The organism is Micromonospora sp. B006 (assembly GCF_003408515.1).
GTDB lineage: Bacteria > Actinomycetota > Actinomycetes > Mycobacteriales > Micromonosporaceae > Micromonospora > Micromonospora echinospora_A.
The window spans coordinates 4,398,738-4,416,617 of record NZ_CP030865.1 but is presented as its reverse complement, the minus strand read 5'-3'; the positions used below and the strand labels follow the sequence as shown (position 1 = coordinate 4,416,617).

The 17,880-nt window shown below is 72.9% G+C and carries 18 protein-coding genes; 14 read left to right on the top strand and 4 right to left on the bottom strand.

Annotated features, from left to right (window positions below; translation table 11 throughout):
• Positions 1-8: 8 nt before the first annotated feature.
• The 3 genes from MicB006_RS19760 to MicB006_RS19750 all read right to left on the bottom strand — a co-directional run bounded on the left by MicB006_RS19760 (position 9) and on the right by MicB006_RS19750 (position 1,908).
• Positions 9-866 carry a class F sortase gene (locus MicB006_RS19760; protein WP_116508076.1) on the bottom strand — a complete coding sequence of 286 codons (858 nt, stop codon included), beginning with the start codon at positions 864-866 and terminating at the stop codon, positions 9-11.
• Between the two features lie 12 nt (positions 867-878).
• On the bottom strand, positions 879-1,388 hold the full coding sequence (locus MicB006_RS19755; RefSeq protein ID WP_116508074.1) for a hypothetical protein: 510 nt from the start codon (positions 1,386-1,388) through the stop codon (positions 879-881).
• A 79-nt stretch (positions 1,389-1,467) separates the two neighbouring features.
• A complete protein-coding gene (locus MicB006_RS19750) occupies positions 1,468-1,908 on the bottom strand; it encodes an Lrp/AsnC family transcriptional regulator (RefSeq protein ID WP_073830662.1) in 441 nt (146 codons plus the stop codon).
• 148 nt (positions 1,909-2,056) lie between these two features.
• On the opposite strand from MicB006_RS19750, the gene MicB006_RS19745 reads away from it, so the two are divergent.
• From MicB006_RS19745 to MicB006_RS19680, 14 genes are all read left to right on the top strand, one after another.
• The gene (locus tag MicB006_RS19745; RefSeq protein ID WP_116508072.1) at positions 2,057-2,935 is read left to right on the top strand and encodes a tryptophan 2,3-dioxygenase; all 879 of its coding nucleotides are present in this window, start codon (positions 2,057-2,059) and stop codon (positions 2,933-2,935) included.
• Between the two features lie 14 nt (positions 2,936-2,949).
• Complete coding sequence (gene kynU, locus MicB006_RS19740) at positions 2,950-4,230, top strand: kynureninase (protein ID WP_116508070.1); 1,281 nt, start codon at positions 2,950-2,952, stop codon at positions 4,228-4,230.
• A 56-nt stretch (positions 4,231-4,286) separates the two neighbouring features.
• A complete protein-coding gene (locus tag MicB006_RS19735) occupies positions 4,287-5,615 on the top strand; it encodes an NAD(P)/FAD-dependent oxidoreductase (RefSeq protein ID WP_116508069.1) in 1,329 nt (442 codons plus the stop codon).
• 20 nt (positions 5,616-5,635) lie between these two features.
• Positions 5,636-7,117 (top strand): 2-hydroxymuconic semialdehyde dehydrogenase, encoded by a 1,482-nt coding sequence (locus tag MicB006_RS19730; protein ID WP_116508067.1) that lies wholly within the window; start codon positions 5,636-5,638, stop codon positions 7,115-7,117.
• A gap of 74 nt (positions 7,118-7,191) precedes the next feature.
• Complete coding sequence (locus MicB006_RS19725; protein WP_073830666.1) at positions 7,192-7,989, top strand: 2-keto-4-pentenoate hydratase; 798 nt, start codon at positions 7,192-7,194, stop codon at positions 7,987-7,989.
• A complete protein-coding gene (locus MicB006_RS19720) occupies positions 7,986-8,921 on the top strand; it encodes an acetaldehyde dehydrogenase (acetylating) (protein ID WP_073830667.1) in 936 nt (311 codons plus the stop codon). Before MicB006_RS19725 ends, MicB006_RS19720 begins: the two co-directional genes overlap by 4 nt.
• Positions 8,918-10,045 carry a 4-hydroxy-2-oxovalerate aldolase gene (dmpG, locus tag MicB006_RS19715; RefSeq protein ID WP_225980424.1) on the top strand — a complete coding sequence of 376 codons (1,128 nt, stop codon included), beginning with the start codon at positions 8,918-8,920 and terminating at the stop codon, positions 10,043-10,045. The genes MicB006_RS19720 and dmpG overlap by 4 nt, the downstream gene beginning before the upstream one ends.
• 45 nt (positions 10,046-10,090) lie before the next feature.
• Positions 10,091-10,864 (top strand): 2-keto-4-pentenoate hydratase, encoded by a 774-nt coding sequence (locus tag MicB006_RS19710; RefSeq protein ID WP_073830669.1) that lies wholly within the window; start codon positions 10,091-10,093, stop codon positions 10,862-10,864.
• Positions 10,861-11,286, top strand: coding sequence for a RidA family protein (locus MicB006_RS19705; RefSeq protein WP_073830670.1), 426 nt, complete (start codon positions 10,861-10,863; stop codon positions 11,284-11,286). The genes MicB006_RS19710 and MicB006_RS19705 overlap by 4 nt, the downstream gene beginning before the upstream one ends.
• Positions 11,279-11,803: a 3-hydroxyanthranilate 3,4-dioxygenase gene (locus MicB006_RS19700; RefSeq protein WP_073830671.1), complete on the top strand. Its 525-nt coding sequence runs from the start codon at positions 11,279-11,281 to the stop codon at positions 11,801-11,803. Before MicB006_RS19705 ends, MicB006_RS19700 begins: the two co-directional genes overlap by 8 nt.
• A gap of 3 nt (positions 11,804-11,806) precedes the next feature.
• Positions 11,807-12,802, top strand: coding sequence for an amidohydrolase family protein (locus MicB006_RS19695; RefSeq protein WP_116508065.1), 996 nt, complete (start codon positions 11,807-11,809; stop codon positions 12,800-12,802).
• A gap of 117 nt (positions 12,803-12,919) precedes the next feature.
• Positions 12,920-14,392, top strand: a complete 1,473-nt coding sequence (locus tag MicB006_RS19690; RefSeq protein WP_116511629.1) for an amidase — start codon at positions 12,920-12,922, stop codon at positions 14,390-14,392.
• A gap of 74 nt (positions 14,393-14,466) precedes the next feature.
• Positions 14,467-14,751: a hypothetical protein gene (locus MicB006_RS19685; protein WP_073830674.1), complete on the top strand. Its 285-nt coding sequence runs from the start codon at positions 14,467-14,469 to the stop codon at positions 14,749-14,751.
• Positions 14,738-15,151 carry a DUF5130 family protein gene (locus tag MicB006_RS19680; RefSeq protein ID WP_030502180.1) on the top strand — a complete coding sequence of 138 codons (414 nt, stop codon included), beginning with the start codon at positions 14,738-14,740 and terminating at the stop codon, positions 15,149-15,151. The genes MicB006_RS19685 and MicB006_RS19680 overlap by 14 nt, the downstream gene beginning before the upstream one ends.
• A gap of 139 nt (positions 15,152-15,290) precedes the next feature.
• Here the strand turns inward: MicB006_RS19680 and pepN are convergent, their stop codons facing one another.
• Positions 15,291-17,837 carry an aminopeptidase N gene (pepN, locus tag MicB006_RS19675; protein ID WP_192900311.1) on the bottom strand — a complete coding sequence of 849 codons (2,547 nt, stop codon included), beginning with the start codon at positions 17,835-17,837 and terminating at the stop codon, positions 15,291-15,293.
• Positions 17,838-17,880: the final 43 nt, after the last annotated feature.

Genomic DNA, 17,880 nt, shown 5'->3' with positions numbered 1-17,880 from the left:
CGGCGCGCTCAGCGCGCCTTGACCAACGCGGCGTAGACGACCAGGTTGTCCGCGTACCCGGTCTCCCCGCCCACCCAGCGCCCACCGCAGGTGATCAACCGCAGGTTGGGCCGGCTGAAGTCGCCGTAGACGTCCTCCACCGGCAGCTTCTCCTTGCCGTACCGCTCGATCGAGGTCACCTCGAACACCGCCACCGAGCGGTCCTCGCGGGTCACCTCGATCCGGTCGCCGTCGTCGAGGTTCTTCAGCCCGTGGAAGACGGCCGGACCGGTGGTGGTGTCGACGTGCCCGACGAGCACGGCCGGGCCGTACTGGCCGGGGGTGGGGCCCTGGTCGTACCAGCCGACCTCGCCGGCCCGGTCCACGTCCGGCACGTCGATGCTGCCGTCCGGCGCGATGCCGACGCGGTGCACCGGCGCGCGCAGGTCGAGCTTGCCGATGCTCAGGTCCGTCGGTGGGCTGGCCGGCAGCACCGGGAACTTCTTCGGCGGCGGCCGCAGGCCGGCGACGATCCGGTCCGGCAGCACGCTGACCCCGGTCACCCGTTCCAGCCCGAGCATGGCCACGATCAGCGCCATCACGCTCGCCACCACGAGCACCGGGACGCCCGGGTGGCGGCTCGGCGCGTACCGGCGGGTGGTGGTCGTGGCGGCGCGGGCCGGGACCGGCCGCGGGTCGGCGGTGGTGACACTGGCCGTGAAGGCGTGCCCGGCGACGTGGACGAACCGGCGTGCGGCCCGGGACGTCAGCCGCAGCGCGGCCCGGAGCCGTTTCGCGCGCTCCGGCGACCGGCGGCCGGCGGCGCGACGGCGGGTGCGGTCCGCCGCCGGGCCGGCGCGGTCCCGGCGGCGCGATGAGCGGGCCATTGCGGCGCCTCGTCAGACGCGGTTACCGGTCTTGCGGCGGGCGCTCACGCCGGCCACCACGGCTACCGCCACCAGGCCGCCGACCAGCAGCAGCGAGCCCGCGCCCCGGCCGCCCGCGGCGCCCCCGCCGCCGGTCGCCGGCCCCTTGCTCGGCTGCGCCATGTTCAGCACCGTGAGCATGGTCGAGGCGGTGTTGCCGTTGGAGCAGTCCAGGTTCACCGGGTAGTCGCCGGGCGCCTTGTTGCCGGGCACGGTGACCGAGCCGGTGAGGAAGCCGTTGTCGGGTCGCAGCATCACCCGCCCGAAGGCGTCCGAGGTGACCTGGGCCTGGCGGTTGTTGCTGTTGTCGCAGCCGGCCCGCAGGTTCACCCGGGAACCGGACTGGACGCTGTTCGGCGTCACCTCGATGAACACGCTCTCCCCGGCCCGCGCCGGTGGCGCGGTGGTCAGGACGAACGCCGCGACCAGGCCGAACAGACCCAGTACGGACGACAGCACGCGGTGTGACAGGAGCCCTCGCATGGTTCCCCCCTCCCGGCGCGACGGTGCGCCGGACCCACTGACGGGCAGCGGCGCCTGCTTTCCCGGGGGGCGGGGGAAGCTAACGAGGCGCCTTCACCACGGGATGCCAGGCCAGCGGGGTGGAGAGCACCATCGTGCTGGACGGCTGGCCGTACGGGGCGAGCCGGTCGATGACCTCCTCGAACTCGCCCATGTTCGTGGCCGCGACCTTGAGCATGCTGCACGCGTCCCCGGTGATCCGGTGGATCTCCATGATCTCCGGCCAGCCGGAGACATCGGGGTCGTTGAGGATGCAGCGCGCGCCGTAGCAGGACATCCGGATCAGGGCGAGCACTGTGCGTCCGGCCCGGGTGAGGTCGACGTGGGCGTGGTAGCCGGTGATCACGCCGGATTCCTCCAGCCGCCGCACCCGTTCGGCCACAGCGGGCGGGGACAGGTGGACCCGGCGGGACAACTCGCTGTACGAGAGCCGGGCGTCGGCCTGGAGCTCACGCAGCAACGCCCAGTCCATGTCGTCCACGCGGGGACCTTCCTTCCGTAAAGGGAGCGACGCGAGATGGTTTCAGTTCGCGAGGTGAGACCACCATACCGCCGTTGAACAGGCATTCCATTCGGCCGCCCACCAGCGGGATCATGACGTCTACCCCGCGCACGGACGGAGAACGACTGTGGAACAGACGACGGCGGTGCGCCCGGTAACCCCCCAGGAACGGGCGGCTCGGGCGGCACGCAACGGCGGCGAGCCGACGCTGGAATTCGCCGAGCGCGTGCCGTACGACGCCTACGTACGGGCCAGCACCCTGCACCGGCTCCAGGAGCCGCTCAGCGACGACCCGGGCGAGATGTCCTTCCTGATGGTCAGCCAGATCATGGAGCTGTACTTCGGGCTGACCTGCCACGAGCTGCGGCACGCCAAGCGCGAGCTGCGCGAGGACCGGATCTGGGAGGCGCTGGCCCCGCTGCGCCGGGCCGCACTGCACCTGGAGGGCCTCAACGCCGCCTGGCACGGCCTGCGCTGGATGAGCCCGGCCGACTTCAACCGCTTCCGTGACCGGCTCGGTGAGGGCTCCGGCTTCCAGTCCGCGATGTACCGGCAGCTGGAGTTCCTGCTCGGCCTGCGCGACCGGGCGCTGATCCGCCCGTTCCGCCGGCAGACCGACGTGTACGACGAGCTGACCGCCGCGCTGGCCACGCCGAGCCTCTGGGACGAGGTGGTGGCGCTGCTGGCCCGCAAGGGCTTCGACGTGCCGGCCGAGCTGCTGGAGCGGGACGTGAACGGCGAGCACGAGGCGCACCCGGCGATCGAGGCGGCCTGGGTCCAGATCTACGGCGACAGCGGCCCGGACAACCACCTGCGCCTGCTCGGCGACGCGCTGACCGAGATCGCCGAGGAGTTCGGCGACTGGCGCTGGAACCACGTCAAGGCCGTGCAGCGCACCATGGGCGCCAAGGTCGGCAGCGGCGGTTCCGCCGGACTGGCATGGTTGCAGCGCAGCATGGCCCGGGTGGTCTTCCCGGAGCTGTGGTCGGCCCGCACCGCGATGTGACGAGAGAGAACAGCATGCACACCCCCGAGAACGAAGCCCTCCGCCGCGACGCCGCCGACCCCGGACACCGGCACCTGTTCCACATCCCGCCCGCCGACGGCGGGCGCTACCCCGACACGGCGTACCTGGCCGGCAACTCGCTCGGCCTGCAGCCCCGGGCCACCCGGGACGAGCTCCTCGCCGACCTGGACGCCTGGCAGCGCCTGGGCGTGGAGGGGCACCTGGAGTCGGAGCGGCCCTGGCTGCCGTACCACGAGCTGCTGACCGCGCCGGCCGCCCGCCTGGTCGGCGCGCTGCCCGCCGAGACCGTGGTGATGAACTCCCTCACCGTCAACCTGCACCTGCTGATGGTCAGCTTCTACCGGCCGGCCGGCGAGCGCACCCGCATCGTCATCGAGGACAGCGCGTTCCCCTCGGACAGCTACGCCGTGCGCAGCCAGGCCCGCTTCCACGGCCTGGACCCGGACACCACCGTCGTGCGCCTCAAGCCGCGTCCCGGCTCCGACACGCTCGGCACCGAGGACGTGCTGGACTTCCTGGCCCGCGAGGGCCACACCGTGGCGCTGCTGATGCTCGGCGGCGTGAACTACCTGACCGGCGAGCTGATGGACATCCCCACCATCACCGCCGCCGGGCGGGCCGCGGGCGCCGTGGTCGGCTGGGACCTGGCGCACGCCGCCGGCAACGTCCCGCTGGCGCTGCACGACTGGGACGTCGACTTCGCCGCCTGGTGCTCCTACAAGTACCTCAACTCCGGCCCGGGCGCGCTGGGCGGCGTCTTCGTCCACGAGCGGCACCTCGGCGACCCGTCCATCCAGCGCTTCGAGGGCTGGTGGAGCACCGAGGCGGCCACCCGGTTCGAGATGACCCCGGTGTCCCGGCCGCCGGCCACCGTCGAGGCGTGGCAGATCTCCAACCCGCCGATCTTCGCGATGGGCCCGGTGCGTACCTCGCTGGAGCTGTTCGACTCCGTCGGCATGCCGGCGCTGCGCGAGCGCAGCCTGCGGCTCACCGCCTTCCTGGAGCAGTTGCTCGACGAGGTCACGCCGGGGCGCCCGCTCACCGTGGTCACCCCGCGCGACCCGGCGCGGCGCGGCTGCCAGCTCTCGGTGCGGATCGGAGTCGGTAGCGCGAACGAGCTGACCAAGCGGCTGCGGCACGAGCACGGCGTCGTCGCCGACGCCCGGGAGCCGGACATCGTCCGGTTCGCCCCGGTGCCGCTCTACTCGACGTACCACGACTGCTGGCGGGTCGCCGAGGCGCTGGCGGCGACGTTTGAGAAGGAGGGCTCGTGAGCGCGAGGAGTGAGCCGGTTCTGCGAGCCCCGCAGTCGCGGACGGAAGGCAGGCACGTGAGCGAGCGCGACGAGATCGCTGTGGTCGGCGCCGGACTGGCCGGCTGCCTGCTGGCCTGCTACCTGGCGCGGCGCGGCTACCCGGTGGCCCTCTACGAGCGGCGGCCCGACCCGCGTGCCGGCACCGCCGAGCGGGGCCGCTCGATCAACCTGGCGCTGTCCGAGCGCGGCCTGGACGCGCTGCGCCGCATCGGCCTGGAGGACGAGGTGATGGCGGACGCGCTGCCGATGCGCGGCCGCATGATCCACCCGGTCGAGGGTGAGCCGGAGTTCCAGTCCTACAGCGGCTCCGGGGACCGGGCGATCAACTCGATCAGCCGGGGCGCGCTGAACAACGCGCTGCTCGACGCCGCCGCCGCGTTGCCGAACGTGCGGGTCGCGTTCGACCACCGGCTGGTCGGCCTCGACCCGCTGGGCGGCGAGATGACGTTCGAGACCCCGCAGGGCAAGATCACCGCCGCCGCCTCGGTCATCCTCGGCGCCGACGGCGCCGGCTCCGCGGTGCGCGGGCAGCTGCTCGCGTACGGGGGAGTGACCGAGAGCCTCGACTTCCTCGACTACGGCTACAAGGAGCTGACCATCCCGCCGCTGGGCGGGGAGTTCGCGCTCGACCCGGGCGCGCTGCACATCTGGCCGCGCGGCACCTCGATGATGATCGCGCTGCCGAACCCGGACCGCTCCTTCACCTGCACGCTGTTCTGGCCCACCCACGGCACGCGCAGCTTCGCGTCGCTGAGCAGCCCGGCGGCGATCGAGGGGTTCTTCGCCACCCACTACCCGGACCTGGTCCCGCTGGCCCCCAACCTGGTCGACGACTACCAGCACAACCCGGTCGGCCTGCTCGGCACGGTGCGCTGCACGCCGTGGCAGGTGGCCGGGAAGGTCGGCCTGATCGGCGACGCCGCGCACGCCATCGTGCCGTTCTACGGCCAGGGCGCGAACTGCGCGTTCGAGGACGTGGTCGAGCTGGACCGCTGCCTGGACGAGTGCGACGACGAGTGGGCCGCCGCGCTGCCGCTCTACCAGCACCGCCGGCAGGACAACGCGGAGGCGATCGCCCGGATGGCGCTGGCGAACTTCGTGGAGATGCGGGACAAGGTCGCCTCACCGGTGTTCCGCACCCGCAAGCAGGTCGAGCACGCGCTGGAGCGCGTCCTGCCCGGCCGCTACGTCTCCCAGTACGAGCTGGTCTCCTTCTCCACCACCCCGTACGCGCAGGTGCGCCGCCGGGTGCGCGCGCAGTACGCGGTAGTCGGCGCGGTCGCGGCCGGCGCGGTGGCGCTGCTCGCCGGTGGGGTCCGCGCGGCGCTGGGGCGGCGGCGATGACGCTCTGGGATCCCCGGCTGATGGCCGGGTACGCGCCGGACGGCCCCGGCCTGCTGCGCAACTTCGTCGGCGGCGAGTTCGTCGACGCCGGCTCCCGGTTCACCAAGCGCAGCCCGGTCACCGGCGAGCCGGTGTTCGAGGTGGTCGAGGCGTCGCAGTCCACGGTGGACGACGCGGTGGCCGCCGCCCGGGCGGCGCTGCGCGGCCCGTGGGGCCGGATGGGGGAGCGGGAACGGGCCGAGGTGCTGCGCCGGGTCGCCGACGAGCTGCAACGGCGCTTCGACGACCTGGTGGCCGCCGAGGTGGCGGACACCGGCAAGGCCATCTCGCAGGCCCGGACGCTCGACATCCCGCGCGGCGCCGCCAACTTCCGCGCGTTCGCCGAGATCGTCGCGACCGCGCCCACCGAGTCGTTCACCACTGTCACCCCGACCGGCGGGCGGGCGCTCAACTACGCGGTCCGTAAGCCGGTCGGCGTGGTCGCGGTGATCGTGCCGTGGAACCTTCCGCTGCTGCTGCTCACCTGGAAGGTCGCCCCGGCCCTGGCCTGCGGCAACGCCGTGGTGGTCAAGCCCAGCGAGGAGACCCCCGCGTCGGCCACGCTGCTGGCCGAGGTGATGGCCGCGGCCGGCGTGCCCGACGGCGTGTTCAACCTGGTGCACGGGTTCGGCCCGGGTTCGGCCGGCGAGCACCTGACCCGCCACCCGGGCGTGGACGCGATCACGTTCACCGGCGAGTCGGCTACCGGCAGCGCGATCATGCGGGCCGCCGCCGACGGGGTGAAGGCGGTCAGCTTCGAGCTGGGCGGCAAGAACGCCGGCCTGGTCTTCGCCGACGCCGACCTGGACGCGGCGGTCGCCGGCTCGGTGCGGTCCAGCTTCACCAACGGCGGCCAGGTCTGTCTCTGCACCGAGCGGATCTACGTGCAGCGGCCGGTGTTCGAGGAGTTCACCGCGCGGCTGGCCAAGCGCGCCGACGAACTGGCGTACGGCTGGCCGCACGACGAGGCGACGGCGAACATGCCACTGATCTCGCACGGGCACCGGGACAAGGTGCTCGGCCACTACGCGCTGGCCCGCACCGAGGGCGCCGAGGTCCGCGCGGGCGGCGGCACGCCGCGCTTCGGCGACGGCCGCGACGGCGGGGCGTACGTGCAGCCGACGGTGCTCACCGGGCTCGGCGTGGACGCCCGCACCAACCAGGAGGAGATCTTCGGCCCGGTGGTGCACGTCGCGCCGTTCGACGACGAGGACGAGGCGTTCGCGCTCGCCAACGGCACCGACTACGGCCTGGCCGCGACGGTGTGGACGCGGGACGTGGGCCGGGCGCACCGGGCCGGCGCCCGGCTCGACGCGGGCATCGTCTGGGTGAACACCTGGTTCCTGCGCGACCTGCGAACCCCGTTCGGCGGGGTGAAGGCGTCGGGTGTCGGCCGCGAGGGCGGCGTGCACTCGCTCGACTTCTACTCCGAGCTGACGAACGTCTGTGTGGATCTCACATGAGCGCGAAGGCTGGCGCGGTCGCGCGTGGTGGGCAGAATGGCCGGAATCCCCAGCGACGTAAGCGAGGAACCGCCATGACCGTGGACATCGAGGCCGCCAACCGGGAACTCGCAGTGGCCCGGCAGGAGGGCAAACCCTGCCCGCCACTGCGCGGCCGGCTGCTGCCCGAGGGCGACGTCGAGGCCGCGTACCAGGTGCAGCAGGTCTACACCCGGCAGCGGCTGGGCAAGGGGCACCGCCGCGTCGGCGCGAAGATCGGCCTGACGTCGCGGACCGTGCAGGAGAGCTTCGGCGTCTTCCAGCCCGACTTCGGGGTGCTCTTCGACGACATGGCCGTCGGCGACGGCGTCGAGGTGCCGATCGGGCGGCTGCTCCAGCCGCGGGTGGAGGCGGAGATCGCCTTCGTGCTCGGCGCGGACCTGCCGGACGAGCGGGTCACCACAGTCGACCTGATCCGGGCGGTGGACCACGTGCTGCCGGCCATCGAGATCGTCGACTCGCGGATCGCCGACTGGGACATCTCCATCGTCGACACGGTGGCGGACAACGCCTCCAGCGGGCTGTTCGTGCTCGGCACCGCGCCCCGGCGGCTCGCCGACGTGGACCTGCGGCTGTGCGGCATGGTGCTGGAGCACGCCGGTGAGCCGGTCTCGGTCGGCGCGGGCGCGGCCTGCCTCGGCAATCCGCTGCACGCGTTGCAGTGGCTGGTCGGCACGATGGCCCGCGCCGGTGACCCGCTGCGCGCGGGCGACGTGGTGCTCTCCGGCGCGCTCGGGCCGATGGTGCCGGTCACGCCCGGCGCCGCGTACGAGGCGCGCATCTCCGGGCTCGGCTCGGTGCGTACCTGTTTCTCGACGGAGGGAACGTCATGACTGTCGGAGTGGCGGTGCTCGGGTCGGGCAACATCGGCACCGACCTGATGATCAAGGTGCTGCGGCTCAGTGAGAGCCTGCACATGGTGGCGATGGCCGGCATCGACCCGGCCTCGGACGGTCTGGCCCGGGCCCGCCGGCTCGGCGTGACCACCACCGCCGAGGGCGTCGACGGGCTGGTCGCGCTGCCCGAGTTCGCGGACGTCCAACTCGTCTTCGACGCCACCTCGGCGGGCGCGCACAAGCGCCACGACGAGGTGCTGCGGGCGCACGGGCGCACCGTTGTCGACCTGACGCCGGCCGCGATCGGCCCGTACGTGGTGCCGCCGGTGAACCTCGACGAGCACCTGGGCGAGCCGAACGTCAACATGGTGACCTGCGGCGGGCAGGCCACGGTGCCGATCGTGCACGCGGTCGGCCGGGTCACCCCCGTCGCGTACGGGGAGATCGTCGCCTCGATCGCCTCGAAGTCGGCCGGTCCGGGCACCCGGGCCAACATCGACGAGTTCACCGAGACGACCGCGCGGGCGATCGAGGTGGTCGGCGGCGCCGAGCGCGGCAAGGCCATCATCGTGCTGAACCCGGCCGACCCGCCGCTGCTGATGCGCGACACGGTCTACTGCCTGTGCCCGGACGCCGACGCCGACCGGGGCGCGATCGCCGCGTCGGTGGCCGACATGGTGAAGGCCGTGCAGGAGTACGTGCCCGGCTACCGGCTCAAGCAGGACGTGCAGTTCGACCCTGTCGACACGTACGCGCCGGTGCTCGGCCGGCACTTCACCGGCCTGCAGGTGTCGGTGTTCCTGGAGGTCTCCGGCGCCGGGCACTACCTGCCCGCGTACGCCGGGAACCTCGACATCATGACGTCGGCCGCGCTGCGCACCGCGGAGCGGCTGGTGGCGCTGCGCGCGACGGAGGTGAGTGCGCGATGACCGACCTCTACATCCAGGACGTGACGCTGCGCGACGGCATGCACGCCATCGGGCACCGCTACACAGTCGACCAGGTGCGTACCATCGCCGCCGCGCTCGACGCGGCCGGCGTGGCAGCTGTCGAGGTGGCGCACGGCGACGGCCTGGCCGGCTCCAGCGTCAACTACGGGCACGGCGCCGCCGCCGACGCGGACTGGATCGCCGCCGCCGCCGAGGTGCTCACCACCGCGCGGCTCACCACGCTGCTGCTGCCGGGCATCGGCACCATCGCCGACCTGAAGGCGGCGAAGGCGCTGGGCGTGACAAGCGTCCGGATCGCCACGCACTGCACCGAGGCGGACATCTCGGCCCAGCACATCGCCTGGGCCCGGGAGAACGACATGGACGTCTCCGGGTTCCTGATGATGTCGCACCTCAACGACCCGGCCGGGCTGGCCGCGCAGGCCAAGCTCATGGAGTCGTACGGCGCGCACTGCGTCTACGTCACCGACTCCGGCGGGCGGCTGCTGATGTCGGACGTGGCGCAGCGCGTCGACGCGTACCGGCAGGTGCTGGAGCCGGAGACGCAGATCGGCATCCACGCGCACCACAACCTGTCCCTGGGCGTGGCGAACAGCGTGCTGGCGGTCGAGCACGGCCGGATCCTCGGCGACGGCCCGCTCGGTTCGCCGTCCGGGCGGACCGTCCGGGTGGACGCGTCGCTCGCCGGCATGGGCGCGGGCGCGGGCAACGCGCCGCTGGAGGTCTTCGTCGCGGTCGCCGAGCTGCACGGCTGGAAGCACGGCTGCGACGTGTTCGCGCTGATGGACGCCGCCGACGACCTCGTCCGCCCTTTGCAGGACCGGCCGGTCCAGGTGGACCGGGAGACGCTCTCCCTGGGGTACGCGGGCGTCTACTCAAGCTTCCTGCGTCACGCCGAGCGTGCCTCGGCCAAGTACGGCGTGGACGTCCGCTCGATCCTGGTCGAGCTGGGCCGTCGCCGGATGGTCGGCGGCCAGGAGGACATGATCGTGGACGTGGCACTGGACCTGGCCGGTAAGGAGGCCGTGAGCGCGAGGAGTGAGCCGGGTTTGCGAGCCCCGCAGTCGCGAACGAAAGGTGGCCTCGGTGAGCGCGAGGAGTGAGCCGGGTCTGCGAGCCCCGCAGTCGCGAACGAAAGGTGGCACAGCATGATCGGGCCGGACACCGCCGGCATCGCGGAGAAGCTGGGCGCGGCGGCCGACACCGCCACCGCGATCCCGCAGCTCGCCGCCGAGACGGGCCTCGACGTGGACGCCGCGTACGCGGTGCAGACCGCGCTGGTGAAGCGCCGCCTCGACCGGGGCGAGCGGCTGGTCGGCCTGAAGATGGGCCTCACCAGCAAGGCCAAGATGGCCCAGGTCGGCGTGGACGAGGTGATCTGGGGCCGGCTGACCGACGTGATGCGGGTGCCCGACGGCGGCGCCGTCGACGTCGGCGACTTCATCCACCCGCGCGTCGAGCCGGAGGTGGCGTTCCTGCTGGACCGGCTGCCCGACCCGGGTGAACCGGTCGGCTCGTTCACCCGGGCGGTACGCGCGGTCGCCCCGGCGATCGAGCTGATCGACTCCCGGTACGCGAACTTCACCTTCTCCCTGCCGGACGTGATCGCCGACAACACCTCGGCCGCCGCGTTCGTGGTCGGCCCCTGGTCGCCGGTGCCGGACGGGCTGGACAACCTCGGCGTGCTGCTGGAGATCGACGGGCGGGTGGCGCAGGTCGGCTCGACCGCCGCCATCCTCGGCGACCCGCGCCGCGCCCTGGACGAGGGCCTGCGGCTGGCCGGCCGGCACGGCGTCCGGCTGCGCAAGGGCTGGGTGTTCCTGGCCGGCGCGGCCACCGCAGCGGTGCCGTTGCGACCGGGCGCACACGTGCGCGCCACTGTGGAGAAGCTCGGTTCCGCCTCCCTGAAGGCTCTCCCATGACCGCCCGCGTGGTGGCCGGGAAGGCCGTGCCGCGGGGCGCGTTCCCGCACGTCAAGATTGCCGGCGGATTCGTCTACGTGTCCGGCACGTCGTCGCGCCGGCCGGACAACACGTTCGCCGGCGTCGCAGTGGACGAGCTCGGCACCACCGACCTCGACATCCGGGAGCAGACCCGGGCCGTGATCGAGAACATCCGGGACCTGCTGCGCACGGTCGGCGCCGACCTGACCGACCTGGTGCAGGTCACCAGCTACCTGGTCAACATGAACGACTTCGGTGGCTACAACCAGGTGTGGGCCGAGTTCTTCGACGCCACCGGCCCGACCCGGACCACGGTGGCCGTACACCAGCTTCCGCACCCGCATCTGCTGATCGAGATGCAGGCCGTCGCCCTACTTCCGTCGGGAGGTTCCCATGAGTGAGATCGCCGAGCCGTTCAGCTTCTCCGGCTGGATCGGCGACAACCAGCACCTGCTCAAGCCCCCGGTGGGCAACAAGGAGATGCTGCCCGGCAGCGACGACTTCATCGTCATGGTGGTGGGCGGCCCGAACCAGCGCACGGACTTCCACGTCGACCCGTACGAGGAGTTCTTCTACCAGGTCAAGGGCAACATGCACGTCAACCTGATGCTCCCCGAGGGGCCGCGTACGGTGCACGTGCGCGAGGGGCAGATGTGGATGCTGCCGCGCAACACCCCGCACTCGCCGCAGCGTCCCGAGGCCGGCTCGATCGGCATGGTGATCGAGCGGGTCCGCGAGGAGGGCACGCTGGAGAAGTTCCAGTGGTACTGCCTCGAGTGCCACCACAAGGTGCACGAGGTCGAGTTGCAGGTCCGCGACATCGCCGCCGACCTGCCCCCGGTCTTCGCCGCGTTCTACGCCGACGAGAAGGCCCGCACCTGCGACAACTGCGGCGCGCTGCACCCGGGCAAGGGCTGACGCGTGCCGGTCGTGGACGTGCACACGCACGTCGTACCGAAGGGGTGGCCGGACCTCGCCGCGGCGTGCGGCGGGTCCGGCTGGCCCTGGCTGCGGGTGGACTCCGAACGCGCCGCCATGATCATGGTGGGGGAGACGGAGTTCCGGCCGGTCGGCGCGCAGTGCTGGGACGCGCCGACCCGGCTCGCCGACATGACCGCCGACGGCGTGGACGTGCAGGTCGTCTCGCCCACCCCGGTCTTCTTCAGCTACGACCGCCCGGCCGACCAGGCGGTCAAGGTGGCCCGGATCTTCAACGACCTCACACTTGAGGTCACCGCGGCCGGCGGCGACCGGCTGGTGCCGTTCTGCCAGGTGCCGTTGCAGGACGCGGACGCGGCCTGCGCCGAGCTGGACCGCTGCCTGGCGGCCGGGCACGCCGGAGTGGAGATCGGCAACCACGTCGGCGACCGCGACCTGGACGACGCGGGCATCGTGCAGTTCCTCACCCACTGCGCCGAGGTCGGCGCGCCGGTCTTCGTGCACCCGTGGGACATGCCCGGCGGCCCCCGCCTGGACCGGTGGATGGCCCGGTGGCTGACCGGGATGCCGGCCGAGACGCACCTGTCGGTGCTGGCACTGATCCTCGGCGGCGTGTTCGACCGGGTGCCGGAGACGCTGCGGATCTGCTTCGCGCACGGCGGCGGCAGCTTCCCGTTCTGGCTGGGTCGCGCCGACAACGCCTGGCACCGCCGCGGCGACCTGGTACGCGGCGCGTCGAGCGCGCCGCCCAGCTCGTACGTGGACCGGTTCCACGTCGACTCGGTGGTCTTCGAGCCGGCCGCGCTGCGGCTGCTCGTGGACACCATGGGCGCCGAGCGGGTGCTGCTCGGCAGCGACTACCCGTACCCGCTGGGGGAGCGGCCGGTGGGCCAGGTGGTGCACCGGGCGGACTTCCTCACCGACGAGCAGCGGGCCGCGCTGCTCGGCGGCAACGCGCTGCGGTTCCTCGGCCGCTGAGGCCGGCGCGGGTGCGTCCGTCGTCGCCCTAGAGTCGACGGACGCACCCGGCGCTGTTCAGGACAGGCCGGACGTGTCGCCCGGCCTCCCGGCCACCGGCCCGGCAGGATGGACGGCATGGCCGAGCCGCACGACCTGACCGCGCTGGAGCAGGCCGCCGCGATCCGCCGGGGCGAGCTGTCCAGCCTGGAGCTGGTCGAGCACCACCTGCGCCGGGTCGAGGCGCTCGGCGACACCGTCGGCGCGTTCGTCACTGTCACCGCCGGGCACGCGCGGGCGGCGGCCCGGGCGGCCGACGCGGTCCCGGCGGCGGACCGGCATCCCCTGCACGGGGTGCCGACCGCGATCAAGGACCTGACACTCACCGCCGGGGTACGCACCACCTTCGGCTCGGCCGCCTTCGCCGACTTCGTCCCGCCGGTCGACGCCGACGTGGTCCGCCTCCTGGCCGAAGCCGGACTAGTCAGCGTCGGCAAGACCACCACCTCCGAACTGGGCTGCTCGCTCTACTCCGAGGGGCGCGTCGCGCCGCCCGCCCGCAACCCGTGGGACCTCGCGTGCACCGCGGGCGGGTCCAGCGGCGGCGCGGCCGCGGCGGTCGCCGCCGGGCTGGTGCCGGTGGCCCAGGGCTCCGACGGCGGCGGCTCGCTGCGCATCCCGGCCGCGCTCTGCGGCCTGATCGGCTACAAACCGAGCCGGGGCATGGTCTCCGGTGGGCCACTCGGCTTCGGCGGCTTCGGGCTGCCGGTGAACGGGCCGATCGGCCGTACCGTCGCCGACGTGGCCGCGATGCTCGACGTGCTGGCGCGGCCGGTGCCCGGCGAGCCGTACCTGCCGCCGGCCGCGCCCGTCGGCGGCTACCTCGGCGTCGCCCGGTCCGCCCGCGCCACCGGGCCCGGCCGGCTGCGCGTCGGCCGCTTCACCACGCCGATGCTCGCCGACGAGCCGGTCCACCCGGACTGCGTCGCCGCCGTCGACCGGGCCGCCGCGCTGCTCGCCGACGCCGGGCACGAGGTGGTCGACGTCCCCGCGCCGCTCGGCCCCGAGGCGTGGCCGCTGTTCGAGACCCTCTGGTACGCGCTGGCGGTCACGCCGGTCCCGCCCGACCGGGAGGGCGAGCTGCTGCCGCTGACCCGGTTCCTGCGTGGCCGCGGCGCGGCGCTGGGCGTCCCCGCGCTGATGGCCGCGCTCGGCGAGCTGCAGGCGCAGGTACGCCTCGGCGTGCGCCGTACCGCCGGCTGTGACCTGTTGCTCTGCCCGACGCTCGCGGCCCCGCGGATGCCGGTGGGCGCGCTCGCCGCCCTCGAACCGGCGGAGGATTTCGACAGGCAGCGGCGCTTCTCGCCGTACTGCGCGGTCTTCAACGTCACAGGCGATCCGTCCGTTTCGCTGCCGGTCGGACGGACCGCCGACGGCCTGCCGGTCGGGGTGCTGCTCACCGGCCGGTACGGCGACGACGCGACATTGGTCGCCACTGCCGCGCAGCTTGAGCACCCGAGTGGCGGATGGGATCAGCACCCCGCAATCTGGCTGGCCACCGACTCCGCTAACGTGAACATCACAAGTGAGGTGGGGCGCGGCCGGTCCTGACCGGTCACCCGACCCGAACCATTCCTGGTCTCTCTTTCCGCCTGGGGGCGTTGGGATTGTCTGTTACCGAGACGTTGGTGGTCTTCGTCGGCATCCCGGCCGCCGCGGTGCTGCTGATCGCCGGCCTCGCGGCCGTCGGCAGCCGTGGCAACGGTGGCGGCGCCAAGCGCTACCGGCCGGGCCGGCCCTTCGACTTCACTCCGGTCTGGTTCCTGGGCCGTCCGGAGCAGCTGGCCGACTCGGCCGGCACGGCCCTGGCCGCCGGGGCGCAGGCGCCGGCGTTGACCAGCCGCAAGCAGGAGCAGGCCGGCCGGGAGGCGCCGGCCGGTGGAACCGGAGGCGCAAGTGACCGTTGGTGAAGCGCGGCCCACGACGGGGACGGACACTCCGCCCGACGTGCTGGACGGACCGTTCTCGACCCGTCAGCTGCTCCGCATCGACGAGGCGCTGCGCCTCGCCGACCAGGGCACCGGCCTGGTCTTCTCGGTCTACGTCGGCGGGCTCGACGAGCCGATCCGGGAGCACGCCGAGCGGCTGCACCGCCAGCTCGCCGAGCCCGACCGCTCGGTGCTGATCGCGGTGTCGCCCAACCAGCGGCAGCTGGAGGTCGTCACCGGCCGGTACGCGCGCAAGCGCATCCCGGACACGTACGCGAAGCTGGCCGCGCTCTCCATGGTGGCCGCCTTCGGCGGCGGCGACCTGGCCGGCGGCATCATCCAGGGCCTCGACCAGCTCGCCAGTCACGCCGGCAAGGGCTGATCCGCCCCGCACACGACGAAGCCCGGCCCGCGCACCGCGCGGGCCGGGCTTTCCCGTGTTCTGGCCGGGACCGGGCTTTCCCGTGTTCTCGGCCGGGGCCGGCGTGGGCGGCAGCCCGCGCCGGCCGCCGTACCTCTGTTCAGGCGGTGCGGGCGTCCCGCTCGCGGGCCTTCAGCGCGCGGACCACGCCGTCGCGGCCCTCGGCCACCAGCCGCCGCAGCGACGCCGGCCGCCCGTCCTGGGCCAGCCACGCGTCGGTGGCCGCGACCGTGTCCTCCTCGACCAGGTGCGCCGGGTAGGCGAGCTGCACGAACTCCTGCGCCGGCTCGCTGTCGCGCTGCGCCCACACCTGGTCCACGGTGGCGAAGTACCGCTCCCGGTACGGCGCGGTCAGCTCGACCTGCGCCGAGTGGGTGAAGCCCTGCAGCAGCGCCCGGTTGCGCCAGTTGGGCAGCGCGTCCGGGCCGGTGAGCAGCGCCCACACCGCCGCCTTGTTCTCCTCGGTCGGCACCAGCGCGTGCGCGTACGCGGCCTCCCGCTCGCCGCTGGCGGTACGGTCGGCGGCCAGTTCCGCGTCCACGTCGGCGGCGCCGGCCGCGCCGTTGGCGACGAGCGACTGGAGCACGGTCCAGCGCAGCTCGGTGTCGACGGTCAGCCCCTCCGGCACCCCGTTGCCCTCCAGCCAGCCGCGCAGCGTGGCCAGGTCCTCCCCGGAGCGGGCCGAGGAGGCGTACGCGCGGGCCCAGGCGAGCTGGAAGCCGCTGCCCGGCTCGGCGGCGGCCAGCGCGGTCCGGGCGGTCCGGGACAGGTCGGCCCAGCCGGTCGGCGCCCACTCCGGGTCGGCGTAGAAGGTGAGCGCGGTGGTCGCCTGCCGCAGCGTGGCGGTGACCAGGTTGATGTCGGTCTCGGCGGTCAGCCCGGCCAGCACCAGCGCCACGTAGTCGCGGGCCGACAGCTCCGCGTCGCGGGTCATGTCCCAGGCGGCCGTCCAGCACAGCGCCCGGGCCAGCGACGAGTCGAAGCCGGCGATGTGCTGCACCACGGTGGCCATGGAGCGCTCGTCCAGCCGCAGCTTGGCGTACGTGAGGTCCTCGTCGTTGAGCAGCAGCACATCCGCGGCCGGCTTGCCGTGCAGCGCGGACAACTCGGTCAGCTCGCCCGTCACGTCCGTCTCGATCAGTTCCCGGCGCACCAGCCGGCCGTCGGTCAGGTCGTACAGGCCCACGCCGATGCGGTGCGTACGCAACGTCGGGTAGCCCGACGGCGCCTCCTGCCGGACCACCACCCGCTCGTACGTGCCGTCGGCGCCGATGGTCACCTCCGGGCGCAGCGTGTTGACCTGCGCGGTCTCCAGCCACTGCGCGGCGAACTTGCGCAGCTCCCGGCCCGAGGCCGTCTCCAGCTCGGAGAGCAGGTCGTCGAAGGTGGCGTTGCCCCAGGCGTACTTGCCGAAGTAGGCGCGCAGGCCGGCCAGGAACGGCTCCTCACCGACGTACGCGACGAGCTGCTTGAGCACGCTCGCGCCCTTGGCGTACGTGATGCCGTCGAAGTTGACCTCGACCGCCTCCAGGTCCGGCATCTCGCAGTAGACCGGGTGGGTGGAGGAGAGCTGGTCCTGCCGGTAACCCCAGTTCTTGCGGATCGACAGGAACGTGGTCCACGCGTCGGTGAAGCGGGTGGCGTGCGTGTTGCACCAGTGGCTCGCCCACTCGGCGAACGACTCGTTGAGCCACAGGTCGTTCCACCAGCGCATGGTGACCAGGTCACCGAACCACATGTGCGCCAGCTCGTGCAGGATCGTGTTGGCGCGCTGCTCGTACTCGAAGTCGGTGACCTGCGAGCGGAAGATGTAGTGCGACTCGGCGTGCGTGACGCAGCCGAAGTTCTCCATCGCGCCGGCGTTGAAGTCCGGCACCCAGAGCTGGTCGTACTTGGGCAGCGGGTAACGCACGCCGAACTTCTCGTGGAAGAAGTCGAAGCCCTGCGTGGTGATCAGGTGCAGGTCGTCGGCGTCCATGTGCGGGGCCATGCTGGCCCGGCAGAAGTAACCCATGTCGATGCCGTCGTGGCTGCGGCGCACCTCGTGGTACGGCCCGGCGCAGAGCGCGGTGATGTACGTGCTCATCCGCTCCGAGACGGTGAAGTGCACCGTCTTCAGCCCTTCGCCGGCCGCCTCCTCGCGGGCCACCGGCATGTTCGACACGACCCGCCAGTGGTCCGGCACCGTGGCGTGCCAGGTGTAGACGCTCTTCAGGTCGGGCTGGTCGAAGCAGGCGTAGACCTTCTGCGCGTCGGCGGTCTCGAACTGGCTGTAGAGGTAGGTCTCGCCGTCCACCGGGTCGACGGTGCGGTGCAGACCCTGCCCGCTGTTGGAGTAGCCGAAGTCGGCGTCGACCACGAGCACGTTCTCGGCGGCCAGGCCGGTCAGCGTGAGGCCCTTCTCGGCGGACCAGCCGGACAGGTCGACCGGCTCGCCGTTGAGCGTGGCGGAGCGCACCGACTCGGCGGCCGCCTCGATGAAGGTGGTGGCCCCCGGCTCGGCGCAGCGGAACCGGACCTCGGTCACCGAGCGGAACGTGCGACCGGTGGGCTGCACCGCGGTCGACAGGTCAAGGCTGATGTCGTACCCGGTCACCTCGAGCAGGCGGGCCCGCTCGGTCGCCTCGACCTGGGTCAGGTTGCGCACTCCCGGCACGTTCGTCTCCATCCCACTCGTCTCGCCGCGCCCC

Coding starts and splice junctions, on each gene's coding strand:
- MicB006_RS19760 (WP_116508076.1), bottom strand. CDS start 866: ATGGCCCGCTCATCGCGCCGCCGGGACCGCGCCGGCCCGGCGGCGGAC.
- MicB006_RS19755 (WP_116508074.1), bottom strand. CDS start 1,388: ATGCGAGGGCTCCTGTCACACCGCGTGCTGTCGTCCGTACTGGGTCTG.
- kynU (WP_116508070.1), top strand. CDS start 2,950: ATGCACACCCCCGAGAACGAAGCCCTCCGCCGCGACGCCGCCGACCCC.
- MicB006_RS19730 (WP_116508067.1), top strand. CDS start 5,636: ATGGCCGGGTACGCGCCGGACGGCCCCGGCCTGCTGCGCAACTTCGTC.
- MicB006_RS19725 (WP_073830666.1), top strand. CDS start 7,192: ATGACCGTGGACATCGAGGCCGCCAACCGGGAACTCGCAGTGGCCCGG.
- MicB006_RS19720 (WP_073830667.1), top strand. CDS start 7,986: ATGACTGTCGGAGTGGCGGTGCTCGGGTCGGGCAACATCGGCACCGAC.
- dmpG (WP_225980424.1), top strand. CDS start 8,918: ATGACCGACCTCTACATCCAGGACGTGACGCTGCGCGACGGCATGCAC.
- MicB006_RS19710 (WP_073830669.1), top strand. CDS start 10,091: ATGATCGGGCCGGACACCGCCGGCATCGCGGAGAAGCTGGGCGCGGCG.
- MicB006_RS19705 (WP_073830670.1), top strand. CDS start 10,861: ATGACCGCCCGCGTGGTGGCCGGGAAGGCCGTGCCGCGGGGCGCGTTC.
- MicB006_RS19700 (WP_073830671.1), top strand. CDS start 11,279: ATGAGTGAGATCGCCGAGCCGTTCAGCTTCTCCGGCTGGATCGGCGAC.
- MicB006_RS19690 (WP_116511629.1), top strand. CDS start 12,920: ATGGCCGAGCCGCACGACCTGACCGCGCTGGAGCAGGCCGCCGCGATC.